This window comes from Rathayibacter sp. VKM Ac-2926, assembly GCF_022815565.1.
GTDB lineage: Bacteria > Actinomycetota > Actinomycetes > Actinomycetales > Microbacteriaceae > Rathayibacter > Rathayibacter festucae.
In genome coordinates, this window is sequence record NZ_JALGRS010000003.1 from 242400 (window position 1) to 263273 (window position 20874).

A 20874-nucleotide genomic window follows, 5' to 3' on the forward strand; every position below is an offset into this window, starting at 1 on the left:
GCCCCCCAGCCTGGCCCGGGCCTCAGAGCACCGCCACCCGAGCGTCCTCGCGCACGACCTCGGTCAGCACGGTGCGCCGGGTCTCGGCGCCGACGGGCGACACCTCGCCGGTCAGCACGACCTCGGCCGTCGCCTCCTTCGAGGCGCAGTCCGGCCCGACCCAGAGCTCGATGAGCCCCGGCTCGACCGAGCGGACGCCGCGCCGGTCGGTGAAGGCGAGCCGCGCGCAGGGGACGTCGAAGCGCACGAGCGCCTCCTCCCCCGCCGCGAGCTCGACCCGCGCGTAGCCGAGCAGCTGCGCGACCGGCCGGGTCACCGAGGCGACCACGTCGCGCGCGTAGAGCTGCACGACATCGACGCCGTCGCGCTCCCCCGTGTTGCGCACCCGCACGGTCGCGGTGAAGGCGCCGTCGGTCGGTGCCTCCGCGGCTCCGGGACCCGACGACTCCAGCGCCAGCTGCGACCGGCTGAACGCCGTGTAGGTCAGCCCGTGCCCGAACGGCAGCACGGGCGTGCTGTCGGCGCTGGTCACGTCGGAGGGCCCGCCGAGGATCGGGTGCAGGTAGGAGAACGGCTGCGCCCCGGCCGAGCGCGGCAGCGAGACCGGCAGCCGGCCGGACGGCGAGACGCGGCCCGAGAGGACGCCCGCGATCGCGCCGGCCCCCTCCTCCCCGGGGAAGAACGCCTGCAGCACCGCCGCGGGGGCGGAGGCGCCGCGGATCGCCCAGTCGATCGCGTAGGGGCGGCCGGTGAGCAGCACCAGGGCGACCGGCGTGCCGGTGGCCACGACCGCCTCGACCAGCTCGCGCTGACGGCCGGGGAGCTCGAGGCTCTCGACGTCGTTGCCCTCGCCGACGGTGCCGCGGCCGAAGAGCCCGGCCCGGTCGCCGACGACGACCACGGCGATCTCCGCGTCGCGGGCGGCCTCGACGGCCTCGGCGATCCCTGCGGTGTCGTCGGAGGCGCTGTCGGCGGAGGGGTCGTCGCCCTCCACCGAGCAGCCCTCGGCGAGGAGCAGCTCGCTCCCGGGGAACTCCGTGGCGAGCGCCTCCCGCACCGTGCGGATCTCGAAGCCGAGCGGCACGCCCTCGTGGTGCGCCAGCACATGGTTGGCGAAGGAGTAGCAGCCCATCAGGGCGGGCGCGCTGTCGGCGTTCGGGCCGATCAGGGCGATCCTTCTCGGCTGAGCGAGCGGCAGCACCCCGTCGTTCGTCAGCAGCACGAGCGACTCCTCGGCCAGACGGCGCGCGATGTCGCGGTGCGCGGGCGAGTCGAGGTCGATCGACTCGGGCGCGTCGTCGAAGCGGGCGTCGAGCAGGCCGAGCCGCTCCTTCTGCGCGAGCACCCGCAGCAGCGCGCGGTCGACGATCGCCTCGTCGGCGCCGCCGGAGCGGATCCGCTCGGCGAGCGGCGCGAGGAACGCGTCACCCGTCGGCAGCTCCACGTCGATGCCGGCCTCGAGCGCCAGCTGCGCGGCCTCGCCGAGGTCGGCGGCGACGGCGTGCATCAGATGCAGGAAGGCGACCGCGAAGTAGTCCGCCACCACCACGCCGTCGAAGCCCCAGCGCTCGCGGAGCACGCCGGTGAGGTAGGCCGGCGTCGCGCCGACCGGGTCGCCGTCGATCTCCGCGTAGGAGTTCATCACCGAGCGGGCGCCGCCGTCGCGGATCGCCATCTCGAACGGCGGGAGCAGCACGTCGGCGATCTCGCGCGGTCCGGCGTGCACCGGCGCGTGATTGCGGCCGCCGCGCGAGGCGGAGTAGCCGATGAAGTGCTTGAGCGTCGCGTCGACGCCCGCCGACTGCAGCCCGCGCACGTAGGCGGTGCCGATCGTGCCGACCACGTACGGGTCCTCGGCGATGCACTCGTCCACCCGGCCCCAGCGGGGGTCGCGGATCACGTCGAGCACCGGAGCCAGGCCCTGGTGGATGCCGAGCTCGCGCATCGACCCGCCGATGGCCGCCGCCATCTCCTCGACGAGCTCCGGGTCGAACGAGGCGCCCCAGGCCAGCGGAGTCGGGAAGGTCGCCGCCTTCCACGCCGCCAGGCCGGTCAGGCACTCCTCGTGCACGATCGCCGGGATGCCCAGCCGGGTCTCCTCGACCAGCCGGCGCTGCTCGGCCCACAGCCACTGCGCGCGCTCGACCGGGTCGACCGGGCGGGTGCCGTAGACGCGGGTGAGCTGGCCGATGCCCTCGCGGGTCGCGTCGGCGTAGCCGGTGGAGGTGGCCATCTCGCCGGCCAGCGGCGCGACGACCTCGCCGCCCTGGTCGACCCAGTAGCCGACCAGCTGGGTCAGCTTCTCCTCCAGCGTCATCCGGCCGATCAGGTCGGCGACGCGCGCGGACGGGGCGGGAGTCTCGGTGGTCGGGCTCTCGTTCATGGGGGTCATCCCTTCACCGCTCCGGTGAGTCCGCCGACGATGCGGCGCTCGAAGACGCTGAAGAAGATCAGCGCCGGGATCATCGACAGCGACACGAAGGCGAGCACCTTCGCCGTGTCGACGGAGTACTGCGACGAGAAGGCCTGCACGCCCAGCGGCAGGGTGAAGCTCGACTCGTCGCTGAGGATGAACAGCGGCAGCAGGTAGCTGTTCCAGCTCGCGATGAAGGCGAGGATGCCCGTCGTGATCACGCCCGGCATCGCCAGGCGGACGACCATCCGCCAGAAGAAGCCGATCCGGCTGCAGCCGTCGATGAAGGCCGCCTCCTGGATCTCGTCGGGGATCGCCCGCAGGAACGGCACCAGGATGATGATCGTCGTCGGCAGGCCGAACGCGATCTGCGGGAGCACGACGCCGGCGAGCGAGTTCATCAGGCCGAGGCTCTTGATCACCAGGTAGAGCGGGGTGATCGCGACGGTCATCGGGAACATCAGTCCGGCCGCGAAGAGCGCGTAGAACACGCCGCGGCCGCTGAAGCTGTAGCGGGCGAGCACGTAGCTCGCCATCAGCCCCAGCACGACGACGCCGAGCGTGGTCGCTCCGGCCGCGATGGCGGAGTTGCCGACCTCGCGCCAGAAGATGCCGCCGGTGATCACGTCGAGGTAGTTCTGCACGTTCCACGGCGCGGGGAAGCCGGACGGGTCGGTGGTGATCTGCGCGTTCGTGCGGAACCCGCCGATGATGATGTACGCCACCGGCGCGAGCATCAGGGCGATCACGACGATCGCGACGACGTAGGCGATGATCGTGCCGCGCCCCAGCGGGCGGCGGCGGGGCTTGGGCGGCCGCGGCGAGAGCGGCGTGGTCGCGGTGGGCGGCTTCGTGCCCGGGGGCACCGCTGTCAGGGTCGTCATCTCTTGGCTCCGGCCTTCCTCGTGTCTCCCGTGAGGGCGCCTTCGGTGTCCCGCCGCAGCACGAAGCGCTGGTAGAGCAGCGCGACGATCAGCGAGACGAGGAACAGGACCACGGCGACCGCGTTGCCGTAGCCGTAGTTGCCGGCGTTGCGGCCGTTGGTGACGAGGTACGTCGCCATGGTCGAGGTGCCGGCGGTCGAGGACACGTACTGCCCCCAGATGATGTAGACGAGGTCGAACAGCTGCAGCGCGCCGATGATCGACAGGAACGCCCAGATCCGCAGCGTCGGCGCGAGCAGCGGCAGGGTGATCCGCCGCTGCACCTGCCAGTAGGACGCGCCGTCGATCGACGCGGCCTCGGACAGCTCCTCCGGGATGCCCTGCAGGCCGGCGAGGAAGAGGATCACGGCGAAGCCGATGTACTTCCACGTGATGATCAGCATCAGGGTCCAGAGGGCGATCGCCGGGTCCGAGAGCCAGTCCTGCTTCAGTGCGCCGAGCCCGACCTTCTCCAGGAAGCCGTTGACGGCGCCGCTGGTCTGGAGCATGAGGCTCCAGCCGGTGCCGACGACGACCTCGGAGATCACGTAGGGCACGAAGATCAGCACGCGGATGATCGACTGCCCGCGCAGCTTGCGGTTGAGCAGCAGTGCGATCAGGATCGCGGCCGGCCCCTGCAGGACGAGCGAGAGCACCACGATCGTGCCGTTGTGGCTGAGCGCCTCGTGGAAGGTCGGGTCCTGCAGGATCGTCAGGTAGTTCTTGAACCCGACGAAGTCGGTCGGGACGCCGTAGCCCTGCCAGCTGAAGAAGCCGTAGTAGGCCGCCATCACGACCGGGAAGATCACGAAGGCGAGGAAGACGATCAGCGCCGGGCCGACGAGGATCGCGACCTCCAAGCGGCCCGACCAGCCCAATCCTCGAGGGCGCGGGCCCCGGCGGCGTCGCTTCGCCGCCGGGGCCTCGGGGCGCGCGTCCTCGCGGAGCGCAGTGGTCGTCACGGTCAGGCCTTGGCCGCGGCCGCGTTGACAGCCTCAACGAGCTGCTCCGGGTCGCTCTTGCCGGCGAGCAGGTCGACGACGGCGACGTTCAGCGCGTTGCCGACGTTCTGGCCGTAGACGGTGTCGAGCCACTGCGAGACGTAGGGCGCCGAGTTGTAGGCGGCGAGGATGTCCTTCAGGTACGGCTCGGTGACGGCCTCCTGCGCGACGGTGTTCACCGGCGGCGCGTTGAAGGCGGCGTAGTACTCCTTCTGCACGTCGGAGGTGGCGAGGTAGTTCAGGAAGTCGACGCACTCGTCGGGCGCCGCGGTGGAGCAGGAGTAGCCGTCGACGCCGCCCATGATCGAGCCGGGCGCGCCGGCGCCGCCGTCCACCTCGGGGAAGGGGAACCAGCCGAGGTCGGGCAGGGGCTTCTCGTCGGGGGTGAGCGAGGCGATGACGCCGGGGTTCCAGGCGCCCATCAGCTCCATGCCGGCCTGGTGGTTGGCCAGGAGTCCGGCCGAGGATCCGGCGCCCTGCTGGGCGGCGGTGGTGAGGAAGCCCTCGTTGAACGGCTCGGTGCCGGCGAAGGACTGCAGGTCCTCGCCCGCCTTCAGCCAGCAGTCGTCCGAGAAGTCCTTGGAGTCGGCCGCCTCGGCCATGGTGTCCGCACTGCACTCGCGCAGGGCGAAGAAGTAGAACCAGTGCGCGGCGGGCCAGGCGTCCTTCGCGCCGAGCGCGATCGGCTGCGCTCCGGCGCTCTTGAGCGCGGTGACCGCGGAGTCGAGCTCGTCGAGGGTCTTCGGCGTCTCGGTGATGCCGGCCTCGGTGAAGAGGTCCTGGCTGTAGAAGAGGCCGCCGGGGAGCACGGCCACGGGCATCGCCCAGACCTTGTCGTCGAGCGTGTTCGCCAGGAACGAGCCCTCGGGGATCTCGCTGCGCGCCTGGTCCGAGATGCCGCCGGTGAGGTCCTTGACCAGGCCGCCCGCGACCATCGCGGCGAGCTTGCCGCCGCCGCGCTGGAGGAAGATGTCGGGGGCGTCGCCCGAGTTGAGCGCCGTCTGCAGCTTGCCGTCCAGGTCCTCGTTCTGGATGGCCTGCGACTCGATGGTGACGCCCGGGTTGGCGGCCTCGAAGTCGGCGATCGTCTTCTCCCAGAACTCCTGGCCGGGGCCGGTGGTGGAGTTCTGCCACAGGGTCATCGCGACGGTGCCGTCGGAGGATCCCGCGTCCTGGGCGGAGCAGCCGCTGAGGGCCGCCGCCGCGCCGAGCAGGGCCACGGTGGCCACCGCCGTCTTCCTGAATGCTGATCTCGTGAACTTCATCGTTCGAACCGTTCTCTTCGCTGAGAGGCGCCGCCAGGGAGAGCGGCGCCGGGGTGCACCCGTCCAGGACGGGCCCGATCAGTCTCAGAGCGGCCGAAAGGATCGGCAAACGTTTTCGAAACCATTTTCCAAGCGCCGGCCTCCGGATCCGGATCGCGCTCTCATCGGCGCGCTTCCGGGGTCTAGGGTCGACCGCATGTCCCTCCGCCCGACCATCCACGACGTCGCCGCCGCCGCCGGTGTCTCGGTCGCGACCGTGTCGAAGGCGATGAACGGCCGCTACGGCATCGCGCCCGCGACGGCGAACCGCGTGCTCGAGATCGTGCGCGAGCTCGGCTACGAGTCGAGCCTGGTCGCCAGCAGCATGCGCTCGCGGCGCACCGGGGTGATCGGCGTGCTGGTGGCCGGCTTCGAGCCGTTCAGCGCGGAGATCCTCAAGGGCGTCGGCTCGGTGCTGCGCCGGTCGCGCTTCGACCTGCTCGCCTACAGCGGCTCGCACGAGGGCGAGCAGGAGGGCTGGGAGCGGCGCTCGCTCAGCCGGCTCAGCGGCACCCTGATCGACGGCGCCATCGTGGTGACGCCCTCGGTGGTGAGCACGCCGTCGGACATCCCGCTGGTGGCCGTCGATCCGCACACCGGCCGCGCCGACGTGCCGACCGTCGAGTCCGACAGCTTCGGCGGCGCCCTCCAGGCCGTGCGGCACCTCGTCACCCTCGGCCACCGGCGCATCGGCTTCGTCGCCGGCCGCGTCGACCTCCGCTCCGCCCGGCTCCGCGAGGCCGGCTACCGCGCCGGGCTCTCGGAGGCGGGGATCGCGTTCGACGAGCGACTGCTCCGCGTCGGCAGCTATCACCACGACACGGCGCGGCTGCCGGCCTCGACGATGCTCTCGCTGGCCGACCGGCCGACCGCCGTCTTCGCCGCGAACGACGTCTCGGCCCTCGCGATCATCGAGACGGCCGCGCACCTCGGGCTCGACGTGCCGCGCGACCTCTCGGTGGTCGGCTTCGACGACGTGCCCGAGGCGGCGCGCTTCGACCCGCCGCTGACCACGATCCGGCAGCCGATGCAGACGCTCGGCGCGACGGCCGCCGAGATGCTGATCACGCTGATGGCGGGCGGCACCCCCGCCTCGCTGCACGTGCAGCTGCCGACCCAGCTGGTGCGGCGCGCGACGACCGCGCCGCCCTCGATGCGGAGGACACCCTGATGCCGGACGACCTGACACCGGGCGACCTGACACCGGACGAGGACGGGGCCGAGCCCCGCGACGCGCACGACGAGCTCTTCGACGCGCTGGTGTTCGTCGACCTGCCCGTGCTCGACGCGCTGCTCGACACCCGCTTCGTGATCGAGCACCCGACCGGGCTCGTGCAGTCGAAGCTCGACTGGATGGACGACATCGCCGAGGGCCTGAAGGAGTACCACGCGATCGACCACGTCGAGAGCGCGGTCTCCGGCACGGCCGCGCACCCGGTGCTCGTCTCGCGCACCCTGACCGAGGCGACGATCGGCTCGCTGCACGCCACCTGGCGGCTGCAGCTCACCAGCCGGCTGGTGCCGGTCGGCGACGAGTGGGTGATCACCCGGACGACCGTCAGCACGTGGTGAGCGCTCGATCCGACTGTCGTCAGGCCTGCAGGATCACCGCGCCGTAGTGCGTGCCCGCGCCGGTGCCGACCAGCAGCACCGACTCGCCCTCCTGCACGCGGGCGCGGTGCAGCGCGAGCGGGATCGCCGCGCCGATCGTGTTGCCGACCTCGGGGAGGGTGATCACCATCCGCTCGCGGCCCCAGAGCCGGGCCATGCCGTCGAGGCCGGCCTTGCTGGTCTGGTGCGGCACGACGCGGTCGATGCCCGGCAGGCCGGTGCCGAGGCCGGGCCGCACCCGCTCGAGGAAGGCCGGGAAGTGCCGGAGCGCGTCCACGAGCAGCGCGCCGCCGTGCATGTCGAAGCGGAAGTCGTCGAGCCGCACCGGGGCGTCCTCGATCCGGATGCGCGAGCCGAAGCCGCGGATCTCGGCGTGCCGGACGCCGCTCGGCCGGGTCTCGAAGCGCGAGGTGACGATGCCCTGGTCCGGCCGCTCGGCACGGCCGAGGACGACGGCGGCCGCCGCGTCGCCGAAGAGCAGCGCGCTCTCGGGCTGCCGGACGTCGATGCCGCGGCTGCCGCCCTCGGTCGAGACGACGAGCACCCGCTCGGCGCGGCCGGTCGCGAGCAGGAAGCCGGCCTCCTGCAGCGCGAAGAGGAACGAGAGGCAGGTCGCGTTCAGGCTGTAGGCGGAGACGTCCTCGAGGCCGAGGCCTGCGGCGATCAGCGCGCCGCCGTCGGGGATCGCCTGCAGCTGGGTCCCGGAGGCGTTCAGCACGACGTCGACGTCGCGCGCGTCGATCCCCGCCGCGTCCAGCGCCCGCCGGGCGGCGAGCAGGCCGAGCTCCAGCGGATCCTCGTCGTCGGCGAGCCAGTGCCGGGTCAGCACTCCGGAGCGGCGCGCCGCCTCCTCCGCGTCGATGCCGCAGAGCGCGGCGACCTCGGCGGTCGGCACGACGCGCGACGGCAGGGCCTCGCCGGTGCCGAGGACACGGACGGGCAGCAGGAGCGGGAGCGCGTCGGCCACGGTCCTGTATAGCGCCGATGAGCCCGCGCCCGCTCGCGCTAGGCTCCGGCGGGACGGAAGGGGGGTCCGGCGTGACCGAGTCGACGAATGGCGCGTTCTGGGTGGTCGTGCCCTTCTACGACGAGGAGAAGCTGCTCGGCGGCGCCCTCGACGCCCTCGCCGGGCAGACCGACCCCGGCTTCACCCTGCTGCTCGTCGACAACGGCAGCACCGACCGCTCCCGCGCGGTGATCGACGCGTTCCGGGCCCGGCGGCCCGACCGCCCGGTCCTCGTGATCGACGAGCCGCAGAAGGGCACCGGAGCCGCCTCGGACACCGGCTTCCGCCACGCCGTCGCGCACGGCGCCGCGACGGTCGCGCGCACCGACGCGGACTGCCTGCCCGCCCCGGACTGGGTGGCGCGCCTGAAGGCCGACGTCGCCGACGGTGCCCGCTTCGTCGGCGGCCGGCTCGTGCCGCGCACCGACGAGCCGGTCTACCGCTGGTACGACGGCGTGATCGGCACCGCGATGATCCGCCTGATGGAGCACGCCCCCGGCGTCTTCTACCGCCGGCCCGGCCAGCGCTACCGGATGTTCATGGCGGCCGGCTCGAACCTGGCGATCGACGCCGCGCTCTACCTCGAGGTCGGCGGCTTCCCGCGCTCGAGCATCGACGACACCGACGAGGACCTGGAGCTGCACCTGAAGGTCTGCCGGGTGATCCCGCGGGCGCAGGCACGGCTCGACCGGAAGGCCGTGGTGCGGATGTCGATCCGCAAGGGCAAGGCGCTCGGCTACCTCGGGATCCTGCTCTGGTACTGGGGCCGAAAGCGCTGGGGCCGCGCGGGCGTCGCGGAGGTCGTCGATGTCCGCTGACGCCCGGGAGTCCGCTGACGCGCGGGAGTCCGCTGAGCAGCCCGGGCCCCGCCGCGTCCTGATCACCGGGGCGACCGGCTTCCTCGGCGGCCACGCGGTCGCCGAGTTCCTGGCCGCGGGCGACGAGGTGATCGCGACCGGCCGGAACGCCGACGCGCTCGCCCGCCTGCGCGCGACGGGCGCCGAGACGATCGCGGCCGACCTCGCCGAGCTCGCGACGCGCGACGTCCGCGCCGACGTGCTCGTGCACGCCGCCGCCCTCTCCAGCCCCTGGGGCCGCTGGCGCGAGTTCCACGCGGCGAACGTCGCGGGCACCGCGGCGATGATCGACCTCGCCGAGCGCTGCGGGATCCGCCGGATCGTCTTCGTCTCCTCGCCGAGCATCTACTCGGCCCGGCGCCACCGGCTCGGCATCCGCGAGGAGGACGTCGACCCCCGCAGCCGGATGAGCCTCTACATCCGCAGCAAGATCGCCGCCGAGCGGCTGCTGCAGGAGGCGCACGCCGCCGGCCGGATCTCGGAGCTGGTGATCCTGCGTCCGCGCGGACTGATCGGCGTCGGCGACCCGAGCCTCATCCCGCGCTTCGTCGCCGCGAGCCGGCGCCGCGGCGTCCCGCTCTTCGACGGCGGCCGGAACCCGGTCGACATCACCTGCGTCGAGAACGCGGCCCTCGCGCTCCGCCTCGCCGCGGACGCCCCGGTGGCGAACGGCGGCGTCTACAACATCACCAACGGCGAGCCGGCCCCGCTCGGCGAGCTGCTCGACCGCTTCTTCGCCGCGATGGGCGAGGAGCCGCGCTACCTGACGGTGGACCTGCGGGTGCTCAGCGCGCTCGCGGTCGTCCTCGAGCGCGTCTACGCGGTGATCCCCGGCGGCGCGGAGCCGCCGTTCACCCGCTACACGGTCGCCACCCTCGCCTACGCGCAGACCCTCGACATCTCGCGGGCGCGCGCCGAGCTCGGCTACGCGCCGCGGGTGCCGCTCGCGGAGGGCCTGCGGAGGGTCGGCGAGCACTACCGGAGCGCGCATGGGTGAGCACGGGCCGGCCCTCCAGGTCTTCGCCTGCGGCGAGACGAGCTTCCCGCTCTCCCGCGTCTTCCGCGGCGGGAGCCCCGCGCGGCGCACCTTCCCCTCCGCCGCCTTCCTCTACACGCACCCGAGCGGCCGGCGCGTGCTCTTCGACACCGGCTACCCGCCGACGCTGCGCGGCACCGGCGCCGTCGGCGTGCTCTACCGGCGGATCCTCCCGGCCCGCGTCGGCGCCGACGAGACGATCGACCGGCGGCTCGCGGCCGTCGGCCTCGCGCCGTCCGACATCGACACGGTCGTGCTCTCGCACCTGCACCCCGACCACGTCGGGGGCCTGCGCTGGTTCCCGGACGCGACGCTCGTGCTCTCGCGCGGCCAGCTCGAGACGATCGAGCGGAGCCGGATCACCGACGGCGTCTTCGCGGCGCTGATCCCGACCCGGGCGGACACGGCGACGCTCGTCGACGACCAGCCGGTGGCGACCACTCCCAGCGGCGTGGCCGGCTACGACCTCTTCGGCGACGGCCGCTTCGTGATCACCCCGCTGCCCGGGCACGCGAGCGGCCACCTCGGCGCGCTGGTCGAGGGCCGCGTGCTGCTGGCCGGCGACGCGGCCTGGGGCCGCGAGTTCCTGACCTGGTCGGACCGGCTGCGCTTCCTCCCCCGGCTGATCAGCCACGACGCGGAGGCGCACCACCGCACGTCGCACGAGCTGGAGCGCCTCGAGGCCGCCGGGCTGACGCTCTGCTTCAGCCACGACCCCTACCCGCCGCGCGTGCTCCTGGCCTGAGCCGGTTGCACCGGCCCGCTCAGCTCGCGAACTCCTCCGGCCGGTCGTGCTCGGCCAGCGAGAGCCGGACCCGCTCGATGTCGGCGTCCGACGGCAGCTCCGAGGTGACCGCGGCGATCGCCGTGCCGACGTCGACGCGGCTGGCCGGCAGCCCGCCCTCCGCCGCCAGGCGCGTCGCGACCTCGGCGACCTCCTCGTCGGAGAGCCGGCGGCGCAGCAGCGCGATCAGCGGCACGAAGTCCTGCTCGGGCAGCCCGGCGGGGTAGCCCGCGCGGAGCCAGCGGACGACGCGCGTGACGAGTCCGGCGCGCTCCGAGGCCGGGCGCTCCGGCTCGGCGAGCTCCTCCGGGCGGGCCAGCGGCCAGCCCGCGCTCGCGAGCCGTGCCGAGACCCGGACGAGGTCCTCGGGCAGCGCGGGGCCGAGGAGCGTCTCCTCGATGCGCTGCCGCATCCTCGCGGCGGAGAACTCCTCGCCGGCCGCGTCGGCGCGCACCGCGTCGGAGAGCAGCTGGCGGACGACCTGCTCCAGCTCGTCGCGGGTCAGGCTGCGCTGGAGGAGGCCGAGCAGCGGAACGTAGTCGGTCTCCGGCACTCCGGAGGGGTAGCCCGCGCGGAGCCAGCTGACCACCCGGGCGACGACGCCGTCCGCGGGGGCGGGAGCCGCCGCGTCGGGCGCCGCCGGGTCGGTCGCCGCCGGGTCGGTCGCCGCCATGCTCAGCCCTTGGGGACGAACGTCGGGAAGACGTGCTCGAAGCTGACGGCCTGGCCGAGGCCGGTCGCGATGATGATGCTCAGGCCCACCGCCACGGCGGCGACCACGATCACGAAGCAGAGCACGCCGAGTGCGCGCAGCAGCGGCGCGGGGAGGCCGGGAGCCTGCGAGGTCGAGGTCGCGGTTCCGGTGGCTCCGTCACCGCCGGCGAGGGCGAACGAGCGGACGCCGACGGCGAAGAGCACGGGCAGGCCCGCGCCGAGGAGCACGGCGATGAGCGCCACCTGGCCGGCGGCAGTGAAGAAGAGGGAGAGCACGGGTCGGTCCTTTCGAGTCGGTACGGAGGGATCCGGGCTAGACGCCGGCGGTCTGCTTCGCCGCGGTGCCCGCGTCCGACCACTCGTCGTTGACGTTGTGCGCGCCGATGCTGTCGCGGCGCGAGCGGACGTAGATGAAGACGGCGACGGCGACGAGGACGGCGGTCATCAGGATGCCGCCGGCGGCCCCGCCGACCAGGTGGCCGATCCACCACATCACGGCGCCCATCAGCGCGGCGGCGGGGAGCGTGATCACCCAGGCGATCACCATCCGCAGCGCCACGCGCCAGCGGACCTGCGCGCCGGGGCGGCCGACGCCGGAGCCGAGGATCGAGCCGGTCGCGACGTGCGTGGTCGAGAGGGCGAAGCCGAGGTGGCTGGAGGCGAGGATGACGGCGGCGGAGGCGCTCTCGGCGGCCATGCCCTGCGGGGTGTCGATCTCGACGAGGCCCTTGCCGACGGTGCGGATGATGCGCCAGCCGCCGATGTAGGTGCCGAGCGAGATGGCGAGCGCGCAGCTGAGCTTGACCCAGAACGGGACGGACTCGGTGTCGCTCCAGCCGCCCGCGGCGATCAGCGCGAGGGTGATGACGCCCATGGTCTTCTGCGCGTCGTTGGTGCCGTGCGCGAGCGAGACGAGCGAGGCGCTGCCGATCTGGCCGATCCGGAAGCCGCGGTGGATGCGGCGGTCGGCGAGGTTGCCGATCACGCGGAACACGAGCCAGGTGCCGATCGCGGCGACCGCGCCGGCGAGCACCGGGGACATCAGCGCGGGCAGGATCACCTTGCCGACGACGCCGTCGAGCTTCGAGCCGTCGCCGGCCCAGTTGACGCCGTTGAGGCCGAGGCCGGCGAGCGCCGAGCCGATCAGGCCGCCGAAGAGGGCGTGCGACGAGCTGGAGGGCAGACCGAGCAGCCAGGTGAGGAGGTTCCAGACGATGCCGCCGATGAGGCCGGCGAGCACGATCAGCAGGAGCGCCGAGCCGCCGCCCTCCAGCAGTGCCGGGTCGGGCGCGCCGGTGGAGTCCTGGATCTTGACGACCGCGTTGGTGACGGTCAGCGCCACCTCGATGCTGAGGAACGCGCCGACCAGATTGAGGACGGCGGAGAGCGTGACGGCCACCTTCGGCTTCAACGCGCCGGTCGCGATGGACGTGGCCATCGCGTTCGCCGTGTCGTGGAAGCCGTTGGTGAAATCGAACGCCAGAGCGGTGACGATGACGAGCGCGAGAAGGATGAAGGGATCCACGGAGGAGATCCTCCCGCCCGCGCGGGCCGCCCGGAAGGGTTCGCCGGGGCGTTCACCGGCTGTTCACCTCTCCGAGCGGCGCGCCGGGCTACCCTGTGCAGTTTCTCAGGGTAGGGGCGTCCCGCGGGGCTCGCTCAGTTCGAGGAGTGCGGCAGCGGCAGCGTGAGGTCCGGCACGTGCTCGGGGTCGGCGTCGGGCTGCTGCTCGGGCTGCTGCTCGGCCTGCTCCTCGCGAGCCTTGTCCTGCTCCTGGTCCTGCTCGTCGTGCGCCGCGCTCGGCAGCGGCGGCGTGAAGTCGGGCGTGACCGACGGGTCGGCCGCGCCGACGGCGATGTGCTCGCGCTCGACCACGTGCTTGGGCGCGGAGGGCGCGCTGCGCTTCTCGGCCTGGGCGGCCTTCTTCGCCGCCTTCTCCTGCCGGCGCTTGAGCGTGTCGGTCTGCTCGGCGAGCTTGCGGGCCTTCTTGCGCAGCTTCTTGCTGGAGTCGCGCACGGCGTCGTGGGCCGCGCGGACCGACTTCTCCGCCTTGGCCAGGGCCTTCTTCGCGCGCTTCTGCGCGGCCTTGTCGTCGGTCTTCTGCGACGACTTCTTCGAATCGGACCTCTTCTTCTGCGCCATGCCGGCTCCTCACACTCGTCGACCCGATCGGTCGTGGGTCCACCGTAGCGAGCGGGCACCGCACGGGGCCTGGGCGGAACGGCCGGCCGGGGAGTACAACTGCCGCATGACCGATGCGATCTCCCCGCGCGACTTCCGCGCCGCCCCCGGCACCGCCGACTGGCGGGTCGTCGGCGACGGCGCCCGCGCCTACTTCCGCACCGGCGATCGCGGGGCCGGCTCCTTCGCCGCGGGGGCCGCCCTGGTCGCCTCGATCGCCGTCCTCGCCGAGCAGGCCGGCCACCACCCCGACGTCGATCTGCGCTACGGCGGCGTCGGCGTGCGCCTGATCAGCCACGACGTCGGCGACATCAGCGAGCGCGATCTGGCCCTCGCCCGGGAGATCTCGGCCGCCGCCCGCGCGCTCGGCCTCCCCGCCGAGCCGGCCGCGGTGCAGAGCCTGCAGATCGCGATCGACGCCGTCGACGTCGCCGCGGTCCGCGCCTTCTGGCGGGCCGTGCTCGGCTACTCCCCCGTCGAGGACGCCGACCTGGCCGGTCCGCGCGCCCTCGGCCCGAACCTCTGGATCCAGCGGATCGAAGGCCCGCGCCCGGAGCGCAACACGATCCACCTCGACCTCTACCTGCCGCGCGACGCCGTCGACGCCCGCCTCGCCGCGGCCCTCGCCGCCGGCGGGCGCGTCGTCGACGACGCGAACGCGCCGGAGTGGTGGACCCTCGCCGACCCGGAGGGCAACGAGGTCGACCTCGCGCCCTGGCGGGACGACAGTGAGTGGAGCGTGTGAGGCCGTGACCCGGCGAGCCTGGTGAGGCAGGCTGGAGTCATGGTCTTCACTCCGAACCCCGGCGGCTACTCCGGCAGGCACGGGCTGCGCCGCCAGATGCGCGGCCCCAAGCGCGATCGCTGGATGTGGTGGCGCCTCGGCTCCGGCGTCGCCGCGACCGTCGCCGGCCTGATCGCCCTGCTGGTCTTCACGAGCGGCCGGTACTGATCGTGTCGCGCGAGCGGGTCACGGGCATCGGCGGCTTCTTCTTCGCCGCGCGCGACCCGGCGGCGCAGGCGCGCTGGTACGCCGAGCACCTCGGCATCGACGAGGTGCCGATGGAGTACGGCGCCCCCTCCTGGCGCCAGGACGCCGGCACCACCGTCCTCGCCCCGATGCCGGCCGGCTCCGAGCCGCTCGGCCTCGCCGGCTGGACCCTGAACCTCCGCGTCCGCTCGCTCGACGCGCTCGTCGCCCAGCTCCGCGCCGCGGGCATCACCGTCGAGATCGACCCGGAGACCTACCCGAACGGCCGCTTCGCCGACCTGCACGACCCCGAGGGCAACCGCCTCCAGCTCTGGCAGCCGGCGGGCGCGGACGCGTAGCGTCTCGCAGTCGCAGGTGCGTCAGGCGCGGTCGTGGAGGGTGATCAGGTAGCCGTCCGGGTCGGCGAAGGTGAAGGTCAGGCCGAAGGGGCCCTCGGCGGGAGCCGACGTGATCGGGACGCCGGCGGCGGCGAGGTCGTCGTGCAGGGCGGCGACCTCGGTCGCGTGCAGCCAGAGCGCGATGCCGCGGCCGGGCTCGGCGGGGAGCTCGGTGCCGGGGATCACGTCACGGATGGCGAACGGGATCGGCGCGGTGTCGAAGACGACGGCGTGCGGCGGGCCGGGGCGGCGGGAGAGGCCGAGGCGGGTCTCGTAGAACTCGGCGGAGCGCTCGAGGTCGCGGACCTGGAGGGAGAGGAAGTCGGGGCCGGTGATCGCCATGGGAGCGCCTTTCGTCGGGGGTGGGTGTCAGTTTTCTTACATGGAGCGTATGTCAGACTACTGACATGAGTCAACAGGGCGAGAGCACGGCACGGATCGAGCTGGACACCTCCGTCGGCTACGTGCTGAAGGAGGCGTCGAGCGCCCTGCGCGTCGCGATGGAGGCGGCGCTGCGGCCGCTCGGGATCACGGTCACCGCCTACTCCTGCCTGGAACTGCTGGCGCACCGGCCCGGGCTGTCCAGCTCCGAGCTGGCGCGGGGCGCGTTCGTGACCCGGCAGTCGATGCACGTGCTGCTGCAGTCGCTCGAGCGCGACGGTCACCTGATCCGGGCCGAGACGGCGCCGAGCGGTAGGGCGCTGCCGATCCGGCTCACGGCGTCCGGCGAGGAGCTCCTCGGCGAGGCGAGCGCGGCCGTCCGGGCGGTCGAGGAGCGCATGCTGACGGGGCTGGACGGGGCGCGGATCCGCGAGCTGCACGCCCTGCTCCGCCACTGCGCGGAGGCGCTCGCCTGAGCCTGCGGCATCGATACCGTGCGCCGCTCGGCATTCTCCCAGTGGCGTTCCGGAGCTGCGCAGGTACTCTGGAGGGTCGCCGCGCGGTCCCCTGAGCCCCGGCTGACACCCCCCTGAGCACCACCTGCTGAGCGCTGCTGAGCGCTCCGCTGCCCCGACCCGCCCTGCCGCGCCCCCGTTCCCCCGCGGCGAACGACCCGGAAAACCACGACTGCATGCACCACTCCGACCACGCCCCGGCCCCCGTCTCCGCCGCGACCGCGCAGGCCCTCCCGACCCGCCGGCAGCTGCGCGAGCAGCGCGAGGCCGAGCAGGTCGCCGCGCGCAGCGTCGCCCGCACCGCCGCCGCCCGCACCGCCGCCGCCCGCAGCACGGCCCGGAGCACCGCCGTCCGCCGCCCCTCGACGCGCCGCGTGTCCGCCTTCGCCGCGATGACCTTCGTGGTCGGCCTGGCCGTCACCTCGACGATGCCCGCCTTCGCCGTCGGCGACACCCCGGAGTCCGCCGTCGCGACCGACACCGCGAACGCCGTCGCCGCGGCCCGCCCGCAGAGCTTCGTCGCCGCGGGCGTCGTGCAGCAGAGCGTCACCCGCGACGCCTTCGCCGCCGAGGCCAAGCCCGAGGTCCTCGTGCCCACCGCCTCGCTCGACGCGATCACCGCCGGCGCGGGCGAGTCGACCGCCGCGGCCGCCGGGGTCTCCGGAACCTGGGTGCTCCCGATCGCCGGCCACATCAGCAGCAGCTACGGCCCCCGCCCGGACCAGCCGGTCGCCGGCGTGAACCTCTTCCACAAGGGCACCGACCTCGCCGGCGCCTGCGGGACCCCGGTCCTCGCGGCCGCGAGCGGCACCGTCGAGGAGGCGGCCTACTCCGGCAGCTACGGCAACTGGATCCTGCTCGACAACGGCGGCGGCATCGAGACCGGCTACGCGCACAACACGGACCTGCTCGTCGACGTCGGCGACACCGTCGTCGCGGGCGAGGTCATCGCGACCCGCGGCTCGACCGGCGCCTCGACCGGCTGCCACCTGCACTTCGAGACCCGCGTCGACGGCGAGGCGGTCGACGCCGTGCCGTTCATGGCCGCCCTGGGCGTGCCGCTGGGCTAGCGCCGAGCCGGAGCGCCCGGGTCAGCCCAGCGGCACGGTGCGCGGGCCGGTCGAGACCGCGCCGGACCAATGGGCGTCGATGGGGTCGGTCGTCACGGTGATGCGCGCGTCCTGATCGACGGCGATCTCCATCGAGCCGGTGTTGCCGCCGCCGTTGCTCGTCGTCCGGGTGGTGCCCGGGTCGTAGACGCAGGACGAGCCGGTGGTCATCAGCCCCTCGACCTCGACGGTCACCTCGGCGTCGGCGGTGTCGCAGACGACCGAGACGGTCACGTGCAGCGGCTCGCCGGTGAGGCGCACGGTCTGCGGCGCGACGGCGCCGGTCTCGTCGACCCACTCGACGGCGGCGGTCGCCCCCTCGGGCAGCCGGACGGGCCCGATCGGGCGGTCGCCCGGCGAGGCCGAGGCGGTCGAGGAGGCCGCGGGCGCCTCCGAGACGGTCGGCGTCGCCTCCGCTCCGCTCTCCGCCGGGGCGGTGCAGGCGGCCAGTGCCAGCCCGGTGAGGGCCAGCGCGGCCCCCGTGGTCATCGTTCTTCTCCTGCTCTTCACGGCTCCCCCTGCTCGTGTCGGCGGTCGTGTCGGTCCCTCCGGTCTACCCGAGGCGGCCGCCGAGCGGGATGGTCTCTGCGGCGGTTGCCAGGGACGCGGAGCACCGGACGCGGCGGTTCCGGGCATCGGATCCACGGAGCCCGCGCCCAGATTCCCGAGTACTACTAGGTATATAGTGCACCTATGGATATCAGCAGCACCCGCTTCACCGATCGCGTCGTCCTCATCACCGGCGGCGGCTCCGGCCTCGGCCGCGCCACCGCCGTCCGCCTCGCCGCGGAGGGCGCGAAGCTCGCCCTCGTCGACGTCTCCGAGCAGGGTCTCGCCGCGACCGTCGAGGCGCTCCCCGAGGGCACCGAGTCGCTCACCGTGATCGCGGACGTGTCGAAGGCGTCCGACGTCGACGACTACGTCGCGCAGACCCTCGCGCGCTTCGGCCGCATCGACGGCTTCTTCAACAACGCCGGCATCGAGGGCCGCCAGAACCGCACCGAGGACTTCACCGCCGACGAGTTCGACAAGGTCGTCGCGATCAACCTCCGCGGCGTGTTCCTCGGCCTCGAGAAGGTGCTCAAGGTGATGCGCGAGCAGGGCTCGGGCATGGTCGTCAACACCGCGAGCGTCGGCGGCATCACCGGCATCGGCAACCAGTCCGGCTACGCGGCCGCGAAGCACGGCGTCGTCGGCCTCACCCGCAACTCCGGCATCGAGTACGGGCAGTACGGCATCCGCATCAACGCGATCGCCCCGGGCGCCATCTGGACGCCGATGGTCGAGAACTCGATGAAGCAGCTCGACGCCGAGAACCCGCGCAAGGCCGCCGAGGAGTTCATCCAGGTGAACCCGACCAAGCGCTACGGCGAGGCCGCCGAGATCGCCTCGGTCGTCGCCTTCCTGCTCTCGGACGACGCCTCCTACATCAACGCGGTCGTGCTGCCGATCGACGGCGGGCAGTCGATCAAGTACTAGTCGCCCACACCCCTTGGGCGTCGCGGCGCGAGAGGATGGTCGGATGAACCCCACCGGGCGCCTCCGCGCCGCGCGCGACACCCTGCTCGAGCACCGCACCGACGCGGCGGCCGCCACGGACGCCTTCCGCTGGCCGGACGTCGGCCCGCACTTCAACTGGGCCGTCGACTGGTTCGACGAGATCGCCATCGGCAACGAGAGGACCGCCCTCTGGATCGTCGAGGAGGACGGCTCGGAGACAACGGTCTCCTTCGACGAGATGCGCTGGCGCTCCGACGAGGTCGCCGCCTGGCTGCACTCCGTCGGCGTCGAGCAGGGCGACCACGTGATGCTCATGCTCGGCAACCGGCTCGAGCTGTGGGAGTCGATGCTCGCGATCATGAAGCTCGGCGCGGTCATCCTGCCCGCCACGACGCTCCTCTCCCCCGCCGACCTCGCCGACCGCCTCGAGCGCGGCGAGGTCGCGCACGTGATCGCGGACGCGACCGAGACCGCGAAGTTCGAGGGCCTCACGGAGGACGTCGGGCTGATCGCGGTGGGCGGCGCGGCGGACGTGCCCGAGGGCTGGCTCGACTACGCCGACTCGATCGAGGCCCCCGGCATCGCGCCGAGGGTCGTCGTCGACAGCACCGACGCCTGCCTGATCTACTTCACCTCGGGGACCACCTCGAAGCCGAAGATGGTCGTGCACACCCACGAGTCGTACCCGGTCGGGCACCTCAGCACGATGTACTGGCTCGGCGTGCAGCCGGGCGACGTGCACTCCGCGATCAGCTCGCCCGGCTGGGGCAAGCACGCCTGGAGCTGCTTCTTCGCGCCGTGGAACGCCGAGGCGACGGTGTTCGTCTACAACTACTCCCGGTTCTCGCCGGTCGCGCTGCGCGAGCAGCTGGACCGCGCGGGCGTCACCACCTTCTGCGCGCCGCCGACGGTCTGGCGGATGCTGATCCAGTCCGATCTCGGTGCCCGCCCGCGCTCTCTCAGCGAGATCCTCTCGGCCGGCGAGCCGCTGAACCCCGAGGTGATCGCGACCGTCGAGCGCGACTGGGGCCTCACCATCCGCGACGGCTACGGCCAGACCGAGACCACGGCGATCATCGCCAACCCGCCCGGCGCCGAGGTCGTCTCCGGAGCGATGGGCCGGCCGCTGCCGGGCGTCGCGATCGCGCTGATCGACCCGGTCACCGGCGAGTCCTCCTCCACAGGCGAGATCTGCCTCGACCTGTCCACCGAGCCGGTCAACCTGATGTCCGGCTACCACGGCGACGACGAGCGCACCTCCCGCGCGCGGGCCGACGGCTACTTCCACACCGGCGACGTCGCCGTCCGCGCCGTCGACGGCACCATCACCTTCCTCGGCCGCACCGACGACATCTTCAAGTCGTCCGACTTCAAGATCTCACCCTTCGAGGTCGAGAGCGTGCTGCTGCAGCACCCGGCCGTCGCCGAGTCCGCGGTCGTCCCGGCGCCCGACCCGACCCGGCACAGCGTGGTCAAGGCCTACGTCGCGCTGGCGGACGGCTGGGAGCCGACCGCCGAGACCGCCGCGGCGATCTTCCGGCACACCGACGAGCTGCTCTCCTCCTTCGAGCGGGTGCGCCGGATCGAGTTCCACGAGCTGCCCAAGACCATCTCGGGCAAGATCCGCCGCGTCGAGCTGCGCGAGCGCGAGGAGCAGGCCTTCGCCCGCGGCGAGGAGCTCGCGGCGGAGTGGCGGAGCGACCGGCTCTAGCGCCGGTCCTGCGTGCTCAGTCCTCCGTCGGGCGGCGGCGCTGCTGCTTGGTGGCGGAGCGCTGCTGCTTGCTCGCGAGGTGGCGGCGGCCGGAGCCGCGGGTGGGGCGGGTCGGCCGGCGCGGGGCGGCGGGCGGGGCGAGGGCCGCGGCGACGAGGTCGCGGAGGGTCGTGAGGGCGACCTCGCGGTTGCGCAGCTGCGAGCGCTCCTGCGAGACCGTGACGGTGATCGCTCCGGAGACCAGGCGCTGGGCGAGCCGCTGGAGGAGGCGCTCCCGCTGGTCGTCCGTGAGCGCGGCCGACTCCGCGACGCTCCAGGTGAGCTGCACCCGGCTGTCGGAGGTGTTGACGTGCTGCCCGCCCGGGCCGGAGGAGCGGGAGAACCGCCACTGCAGCTCGGACGCGGGGATCGTCAGGCGCGCGGACACCTCGAGATCCGCACCCACCTCGACAGCCATGCG

At 73.2% G+C, this 20874-nt stretch carries 24 protein-coding genes; 12 read left to right on the forward strand and 12 right to left on the reverse strand.

Annotation, left to right across the window (positions count from 1 at the left end):
* Nucleotides 1-22: 22 nt before the first annotated feature.
* From MT351_RS05490 to MT351_RS05505, 4 genes are all read right to left on the reverse strand, one after another.
* Nucleotides 23-2383: a glycoside hydrolase family 3 N-terminal domain-containing protein gene (locus tag MT351_RS05490; protein ID WP_243581480.1), complete on the reverse strand. Its 2361-nt coding sequence runs from the start codon at nt 2381-2383 to the stop codon at nt 23-25.
* A 5-nt stretch (nt 2384-2388) separates the two neighbouring features.
* The gene (locus tag MT351_RS05495; RefSeq protein WP_123705808.1) at nt 2389-3297 is read right to left on the reverse strand and encodes a carbohydrate ABC transporter permease; all 909 of its coding nucleotides are present in this window, start codon (nt 3295-3297) and stop codon (nt 2389-2391) included.
* On the reverse strand, nt 3294-4214 hold the full coding sequence (locus tag MT351_RS05500; protein ID WP_243581605.1) for a carbohydrate ABC transporter permease: 921 nt from the start codon (nt 4212-4214) through the stop codon (nt 3294-3296). Before MT351_RS05500 ends, MT351_RS05495 begins: the two co-directional genes overlap by 4 nt.
* 86 nt (nt 4215-4300) lie before the next feature.
* Complete coding sequence (locus MT351_RS05505) at nt 4301-5602, reverse strand: extracellular solute-binding protein (RefSeq protein WP_243581481.1); 1302 nt, start codon at nt 5600-5602, stop codon at nt 4301-4303.
* A gap of 196 nt (nt 5603-5798) precedes the next feature.
* On the opposite strand from MT351_RS05505, the gene MT351_RS05510 reads away from it, so the two are divergent.
* Nucleotides 5799-6812: a LacI family DNA-binding transcriptional regulator gene (locus tag MT351_RS05510; RefSeq protein ID WP_243581482.1), complete on the forward strand. Its 1014-nt coding sequence runs from the start codon at nt 5799-5801 to the stop codon at nt 6810-6812.
* Nucleotides 6812-7213, forward strand: coding sequence for a nuclear transport factor 2 family protein (locus tag MT351_RS05515; RefSeq protein WP_243581483.1), 402 nt, complete (start codon nt 6812-6814; stop codon nt 7211-7213). Before MT351_RS05510 ends, MT351_RS05515 begins: the two co-directional genes overlap by 1 nt.
* Nucleotides 7214-7232: 19 nt before the next feature.
* On the opposite strand, the gene MT351_RS05520 is transcribed toward MT351_RS05515, so the two are convergent.
* Nucleotides 7233-8219, reverse strand: a complete 987-nt coding sequence (locus MT351_RS05520; protein ID WP_243581484.1) for a 3-oxoacyl-ACP synthase III family protein — start codon at nt 8217-8219, stop codon at nt 7233-7235.
* Nucleotides 8220-8290: 71 nt separating this feature from the next.
* Here MT351_RS05520 and MT351_RS05525 point away from each other — a divergent pair, with 71 nt between their 5' ends.
* The 3 genes from MT351_RS05525 to MT351_RS05535 are packed head-to-tail and all read left to right on the forward strand — an operon-like array spanning nt 8291 to nt 10896.
* Entirely contained in the window at nt 8291-9076 is a 786-nt protein-coding gene (locus tag MT351_RS05525) for a glycosyltransferase family 2 protein (RefSeq protein WP_243581485.1), read from the forward strand.
* Nucleotides 9066-10112, forward strand: coding sequence for an NAD(P)-dependent oxidoreductase (locus MT351_RS05530; protein WP_243581486.1), 1047 nt, complete (start codon nt 9066-9068; stop codon nt 10110-10112). Before MT351_RS05525 ends, MT351_RS05530 begins: the two co-directional genes overlap by 11 nt.
* Nucleotides 10105-10896, forward strand: a complete 792-nt coding sequence (locus tag MT351_RS05535; RefSeq protein ID WP_243581487.1) for an MBL fold metallo-hydrolase — start codon at nt 10105-10107, stop codon at nt 10894-10896. Before MT351_RS05530 ends, MT351_RS05535 begins: the two co-directional genes overlap by 8 nt.
* 19 nt (nt 10897-10915) lie before the next feature.
* Here the strand turns inward: MT351_RS05535 and MT351_RS05540 are convergent, their stop codons facing one another.
* The 4 genes from MT351_RS05540 to MT351_RS05555 all read right to left on the reverse strand — a co-directional run bounded on the left by MT351_RS05540 (nt 10916) and on the right by MT351_RS05555 (nt 13791).
* On the reverse strand, nt 10916-11608 hold the full coding sequence (locus MT351_RS05540; protein ID WP_243581488.1) for a DUF3349 domain-containing protein: 693 nt from the start codon (nt 11606-11608) through the stop codon (nt 10916-10918).
* Between the two features lie 2 nt (nt 11609-11610).
* Nucleotides 11611-11925 carry a hypothetical protein gene (locus MT351_RS05545; protein ID WP_243581489.1) on the reverse strand — a complete coding sequence of 105 codons (315 nt, stop codon included), beginning with the start codon at nt 11923-11925 and terminating at the stop codon, nt 11611-11613.
* Between the two features lie 37 nt (nt 11926-11962).
* The gene (locus tag MT351_RS05550; protein WP_243581490.1) at nt 11963-13174 is read right to left on the reverse strand and encodes an inorganic phosphate transporter; all 1212 of its coding nucleotides are present in this window, start codon (nt 13172-13174) and stop codon (nt 11963-11965) included.
* A gap of 134 nt (nt 13175-13308) precedes the next feature.
* Nucleotides 13309-13791, reverse strand: a complete 483-nt coding sequence (locus MT351_RS05555; RefSeq protein ID WP_243581491.1) for a hypothetical protein — start codon at nt 13789-13791, stop codon at nt 13309-13311.
* Nucleotides 13792-13897: 106 nt separating this feature from the next.
* On the opposite strand from MT351_RS05555, the gene MT351_RS05560 reads away from it, so the two are divergent.
* Genes MT351_RS05560 through MT351_RS05570 form a run of 3 tightly spaced genes read left to right on the forward strand, consistent with a single transcriptional unit; the run spans nt 13898 to nt 15159 of the window.
* The gene (locus tag MT351_RS05560) at nt 13898-14575 is read left to right on the forward strand and encodes a VOC family protein (RefSeq protein WP_243581492.1); all 678 of its coding nucleotides are present in this window, start codon (nt 13898-13900) and stop codon (nt 14573-14575) included.
* A 39-nt stretch (nt 14576-14614) separates the two neighbouring features.
* A complete protein-coding gene (locus MT351_RS05565) occupies nt 14615-14782 on the forward strand; it encodes a hypothetical protein (RefSeq protein ID WP_243581493.1) in 168 nt (55 codons plus the stop codon).
* A gap of 2 nt (nt 14783-14784) precedes the next feature.
* The gene (locus tag MT351_RS05570) at nt 14785-15159 is read left to right on the forward strand and encodes a VOC family protein (protein WP_308197713.1); all 375 of its coding nucleotides are present in this window, start codon (nt 14785-14787) and stop codon (nt 15157-15159) included.
* 21 nt (nt 15160-15180) lie between these two features.
* Here MT351_RS05570 and MT351_RS05575 read toward each other — a convergent pair whose 3' ends face one another.
* Nucleotides 15181-15540 carry a VOC family protein gene (locus MT351_RS05575; protein ID WP_243581494.1) on the reverse strand — a complete coding sequence of 120 codons (360 nt, stop codon included), beginning with the start codon at nt 15538-15540 and terminating at the stop codon, nt 15181-15183.
* 65 nt (nt 15541-15605) lie between these two features.
* Between MT351_RS05575 and MT351_RS05580 the strand changes: the two genes are divergently transcribed.
* Together MT351_RS05580 and MT351_RS05585 are read left to right on the forward strand one after the other, a co-directional pair.
* Complete coding sequence (locus MT351_RS05580; RefSeq protein ID WP_123731675.1) at nt 15606-16055, forward strand: MarR family winged helix-turn-helix transcriptional regulator; 450 nt, start codon at nt 15606-15608, stop codon at nt 16053-16055.
* Between the two features lie 215 nt (nt 16056-16270).
* The gene (locus MT351_RS05585; protein WP_123447495.1) at nt 16271-17164 is read left to right on the forward strand and encodes a M23 family metallopeptidase; all 894 of its coding nucleotides are present in this window, start codon (nt 16271-16273) and stop codon (nt 17162-17164) included.
* Nucleotides 17165-17185: 21 nt separating this feature from the next.
* On the opposite strand, the gene MT351_RS05590 is transcribed toward MT351_RS05585, so the two are convergent.
* A complete protein-coding gene (locus MT351_RS05590) occupies nt 17186-17692 on the reverse strand; it encodes a hypothetical protein (RefSeq protein ID WP_243581495.1) in 507 nt (168 codons plus the stop codon).
* A gap of 204 nt (nt 17693-17896) precedes the next feature.
* Here MT351_RS05590 and MT351_RS05595 point away from each other — a divergent pair, with 204 nt between their 5' ends.
* Both MT351_RS05595 and MT351_RS05600 read left to right on the forward strand, forming a co-directional pair.
* On the forward strand, nt 17897-18682 hold the full coding sequence (locus MT351_RS05595; RefSeq protein ID WP_123734567.1) for a glucose 1-dehydrogenase: 786 nt from the start codon (nt 17897-17899) through the stop codon (nt 18680-18682).
* Nucleotides 18683-18725: 43 nt separating this feature from the next.
* On the forward strand, nt 18726-20414 hold the full coding sequence (locus tag MT351_RS05600; RefSeq protein ID WP_243581496.1) for an AMP-binding protein: 1689 nt from the start codon (nt 18726-18728) through the stop codon (nt 20412-20414).
* Nucleotides 20415-20430: 16 nt separating this feature from the next.
* Here the strand turns inward: MT351_RS05600 and arfB are convergent, their stop codons facing one another.
* A complete protein-coding gene (gene arfB / locus MT351_RS05605) occupies nt 20431-20871 on the reverse strand; it encodes an alternative ribosome rescue aminoacyl-tRNA hydrolase ArfB (RefSeq protein WP_132435352.1) in 441 nt (146 codons plus the stop codon).
* Between the last annotated feature and the right edge of the window lie 3 nt (nt 20872-20874).

Bases quoted from the DNA above. Each gene is read 5' to 3' on its own strand.
- MT351_RS05490 (WP_243581480.1), bottom strand. From the start codon at position 2,383: ATGAACGAGAGCCCGACCACCGAGACTCCCGCCCCGTCCGCGCGCGTC.
- MT351_RS05495 (WP_123705808.1), bottom strand. From the start codon at position 3,297: ATGACGACCCTGACAGCGGTGCCCCCGGGCACGAAGCCGCCCACCGCG.
- MT351_RS05505 (WP_243581481.1), bottom strand. From the start codon at position 5,602: ATGAAGTTCACGAGATCAGCATTCAGGAAGACGGCGGTGGCCACCGTG.
- MT351_RS05510 (WP_243581482.1), top strand. From the start codon at position 5,799: ATGTCCCTCCGCCCGACCATCCACGACGTCGCCGCCGCCGCCGGTGTC.
- MT351_RS05515 (WP_243581483.1), top strand. From the start codon at position 6,812: ATGCCGGACGACCTGACACCGGGCGACCTGACACCGGACGAGGACGGG.
- MT351_RS05530 (WP_243581486.1), top strand. From the start codon at position 9,066: ATGTCCGCTGACGCCCGGGAGTCCGCTGACGCGCGGGAGTCCGCTGAG.
- MT351_RS05535 (WP_243581487.1), top strand. From the start codon at position 10,105: ATGGGTGAGCACGGGCCGGCCCTCCAGGTCTTCGCCTGCGGCGAGACG.
- MT351_RS05540 (WP_243581488.1), bottom strand. From the start codon at position 11,608: ATGGCGGCGACCGACCCGGCGGCGACCGACCCGGCGGCGCCCGACGCG.
- MT351_RS05555 (WP_243581491.1), bottom strand. From the start codon at position 13,791: ATGGCGCAGAAGAAGAGGTCCGATTCGAAGAAGTCGTCGCAGAAGACC.
- MT351_RS05560 (WP_243581492.1), top strand. From the start codon at position 13,898: ATGACCGATGCGATCTCCCCGCGCGACTTCCGCGCCGCCCCCGGCACC.
- MT351_RS05565 (WP_243581493.1), top strand. From the start codon at position 14,615: ATGGTCTTCACTCCGAACCCCGGCGGCTACTCCGGCAGGCACGGGCTG.
- MT351_RS05575 (WP_243581494.1), bottom strand. From the start codon at position 15,540: ATGGCGATCACCGGCCCCGACTTCCTCTCCCTCCAGGTCCGCGACCTC.
- MT351_RS05580 (WP_123731675.1), top strand. From the start codon at position 15,606: ATGAGTCAACAGGGCGAGAGCACGGCACGGATCGAGCTGGACACCTCC.
- MT351_RS05585 (WP_123447495.1), top strand. From the start codon at position 16,271: ATGCACCACTCCGACCACGCCCCGGCCCCCGTCTCCGCCGCGACCGCG.
- MT351_RS05590 (WP_243581495.1), bottom strand. From the start codon at position 17,692: ATGACCACGGGGGCCGCGCTGGCCCTCACCGGGCTGGCACTGGCCGCC.
- MT351_RS05595 (WP_123734567.1), top strand. From the start codon at position 17,897: ATGGATATCAGCAGCACCCGCTTCACCGATCGCGTCGTCCTCATCACC.
- MT351_RS05600 (WP_243581496.1), top strand. From the start codon at position 18,726: ATGAACCCCACCGGGCGCCTCCGCGCCGCGCGCGACACCCTGCTCGAG.
- arfB (WP_132435352.1), bottom strand. From the start codon at position 20,871: ATGGCTGTCGAGGTGGGTGCGGATCTCGAGGTGTCCGCGCGCCTGACG.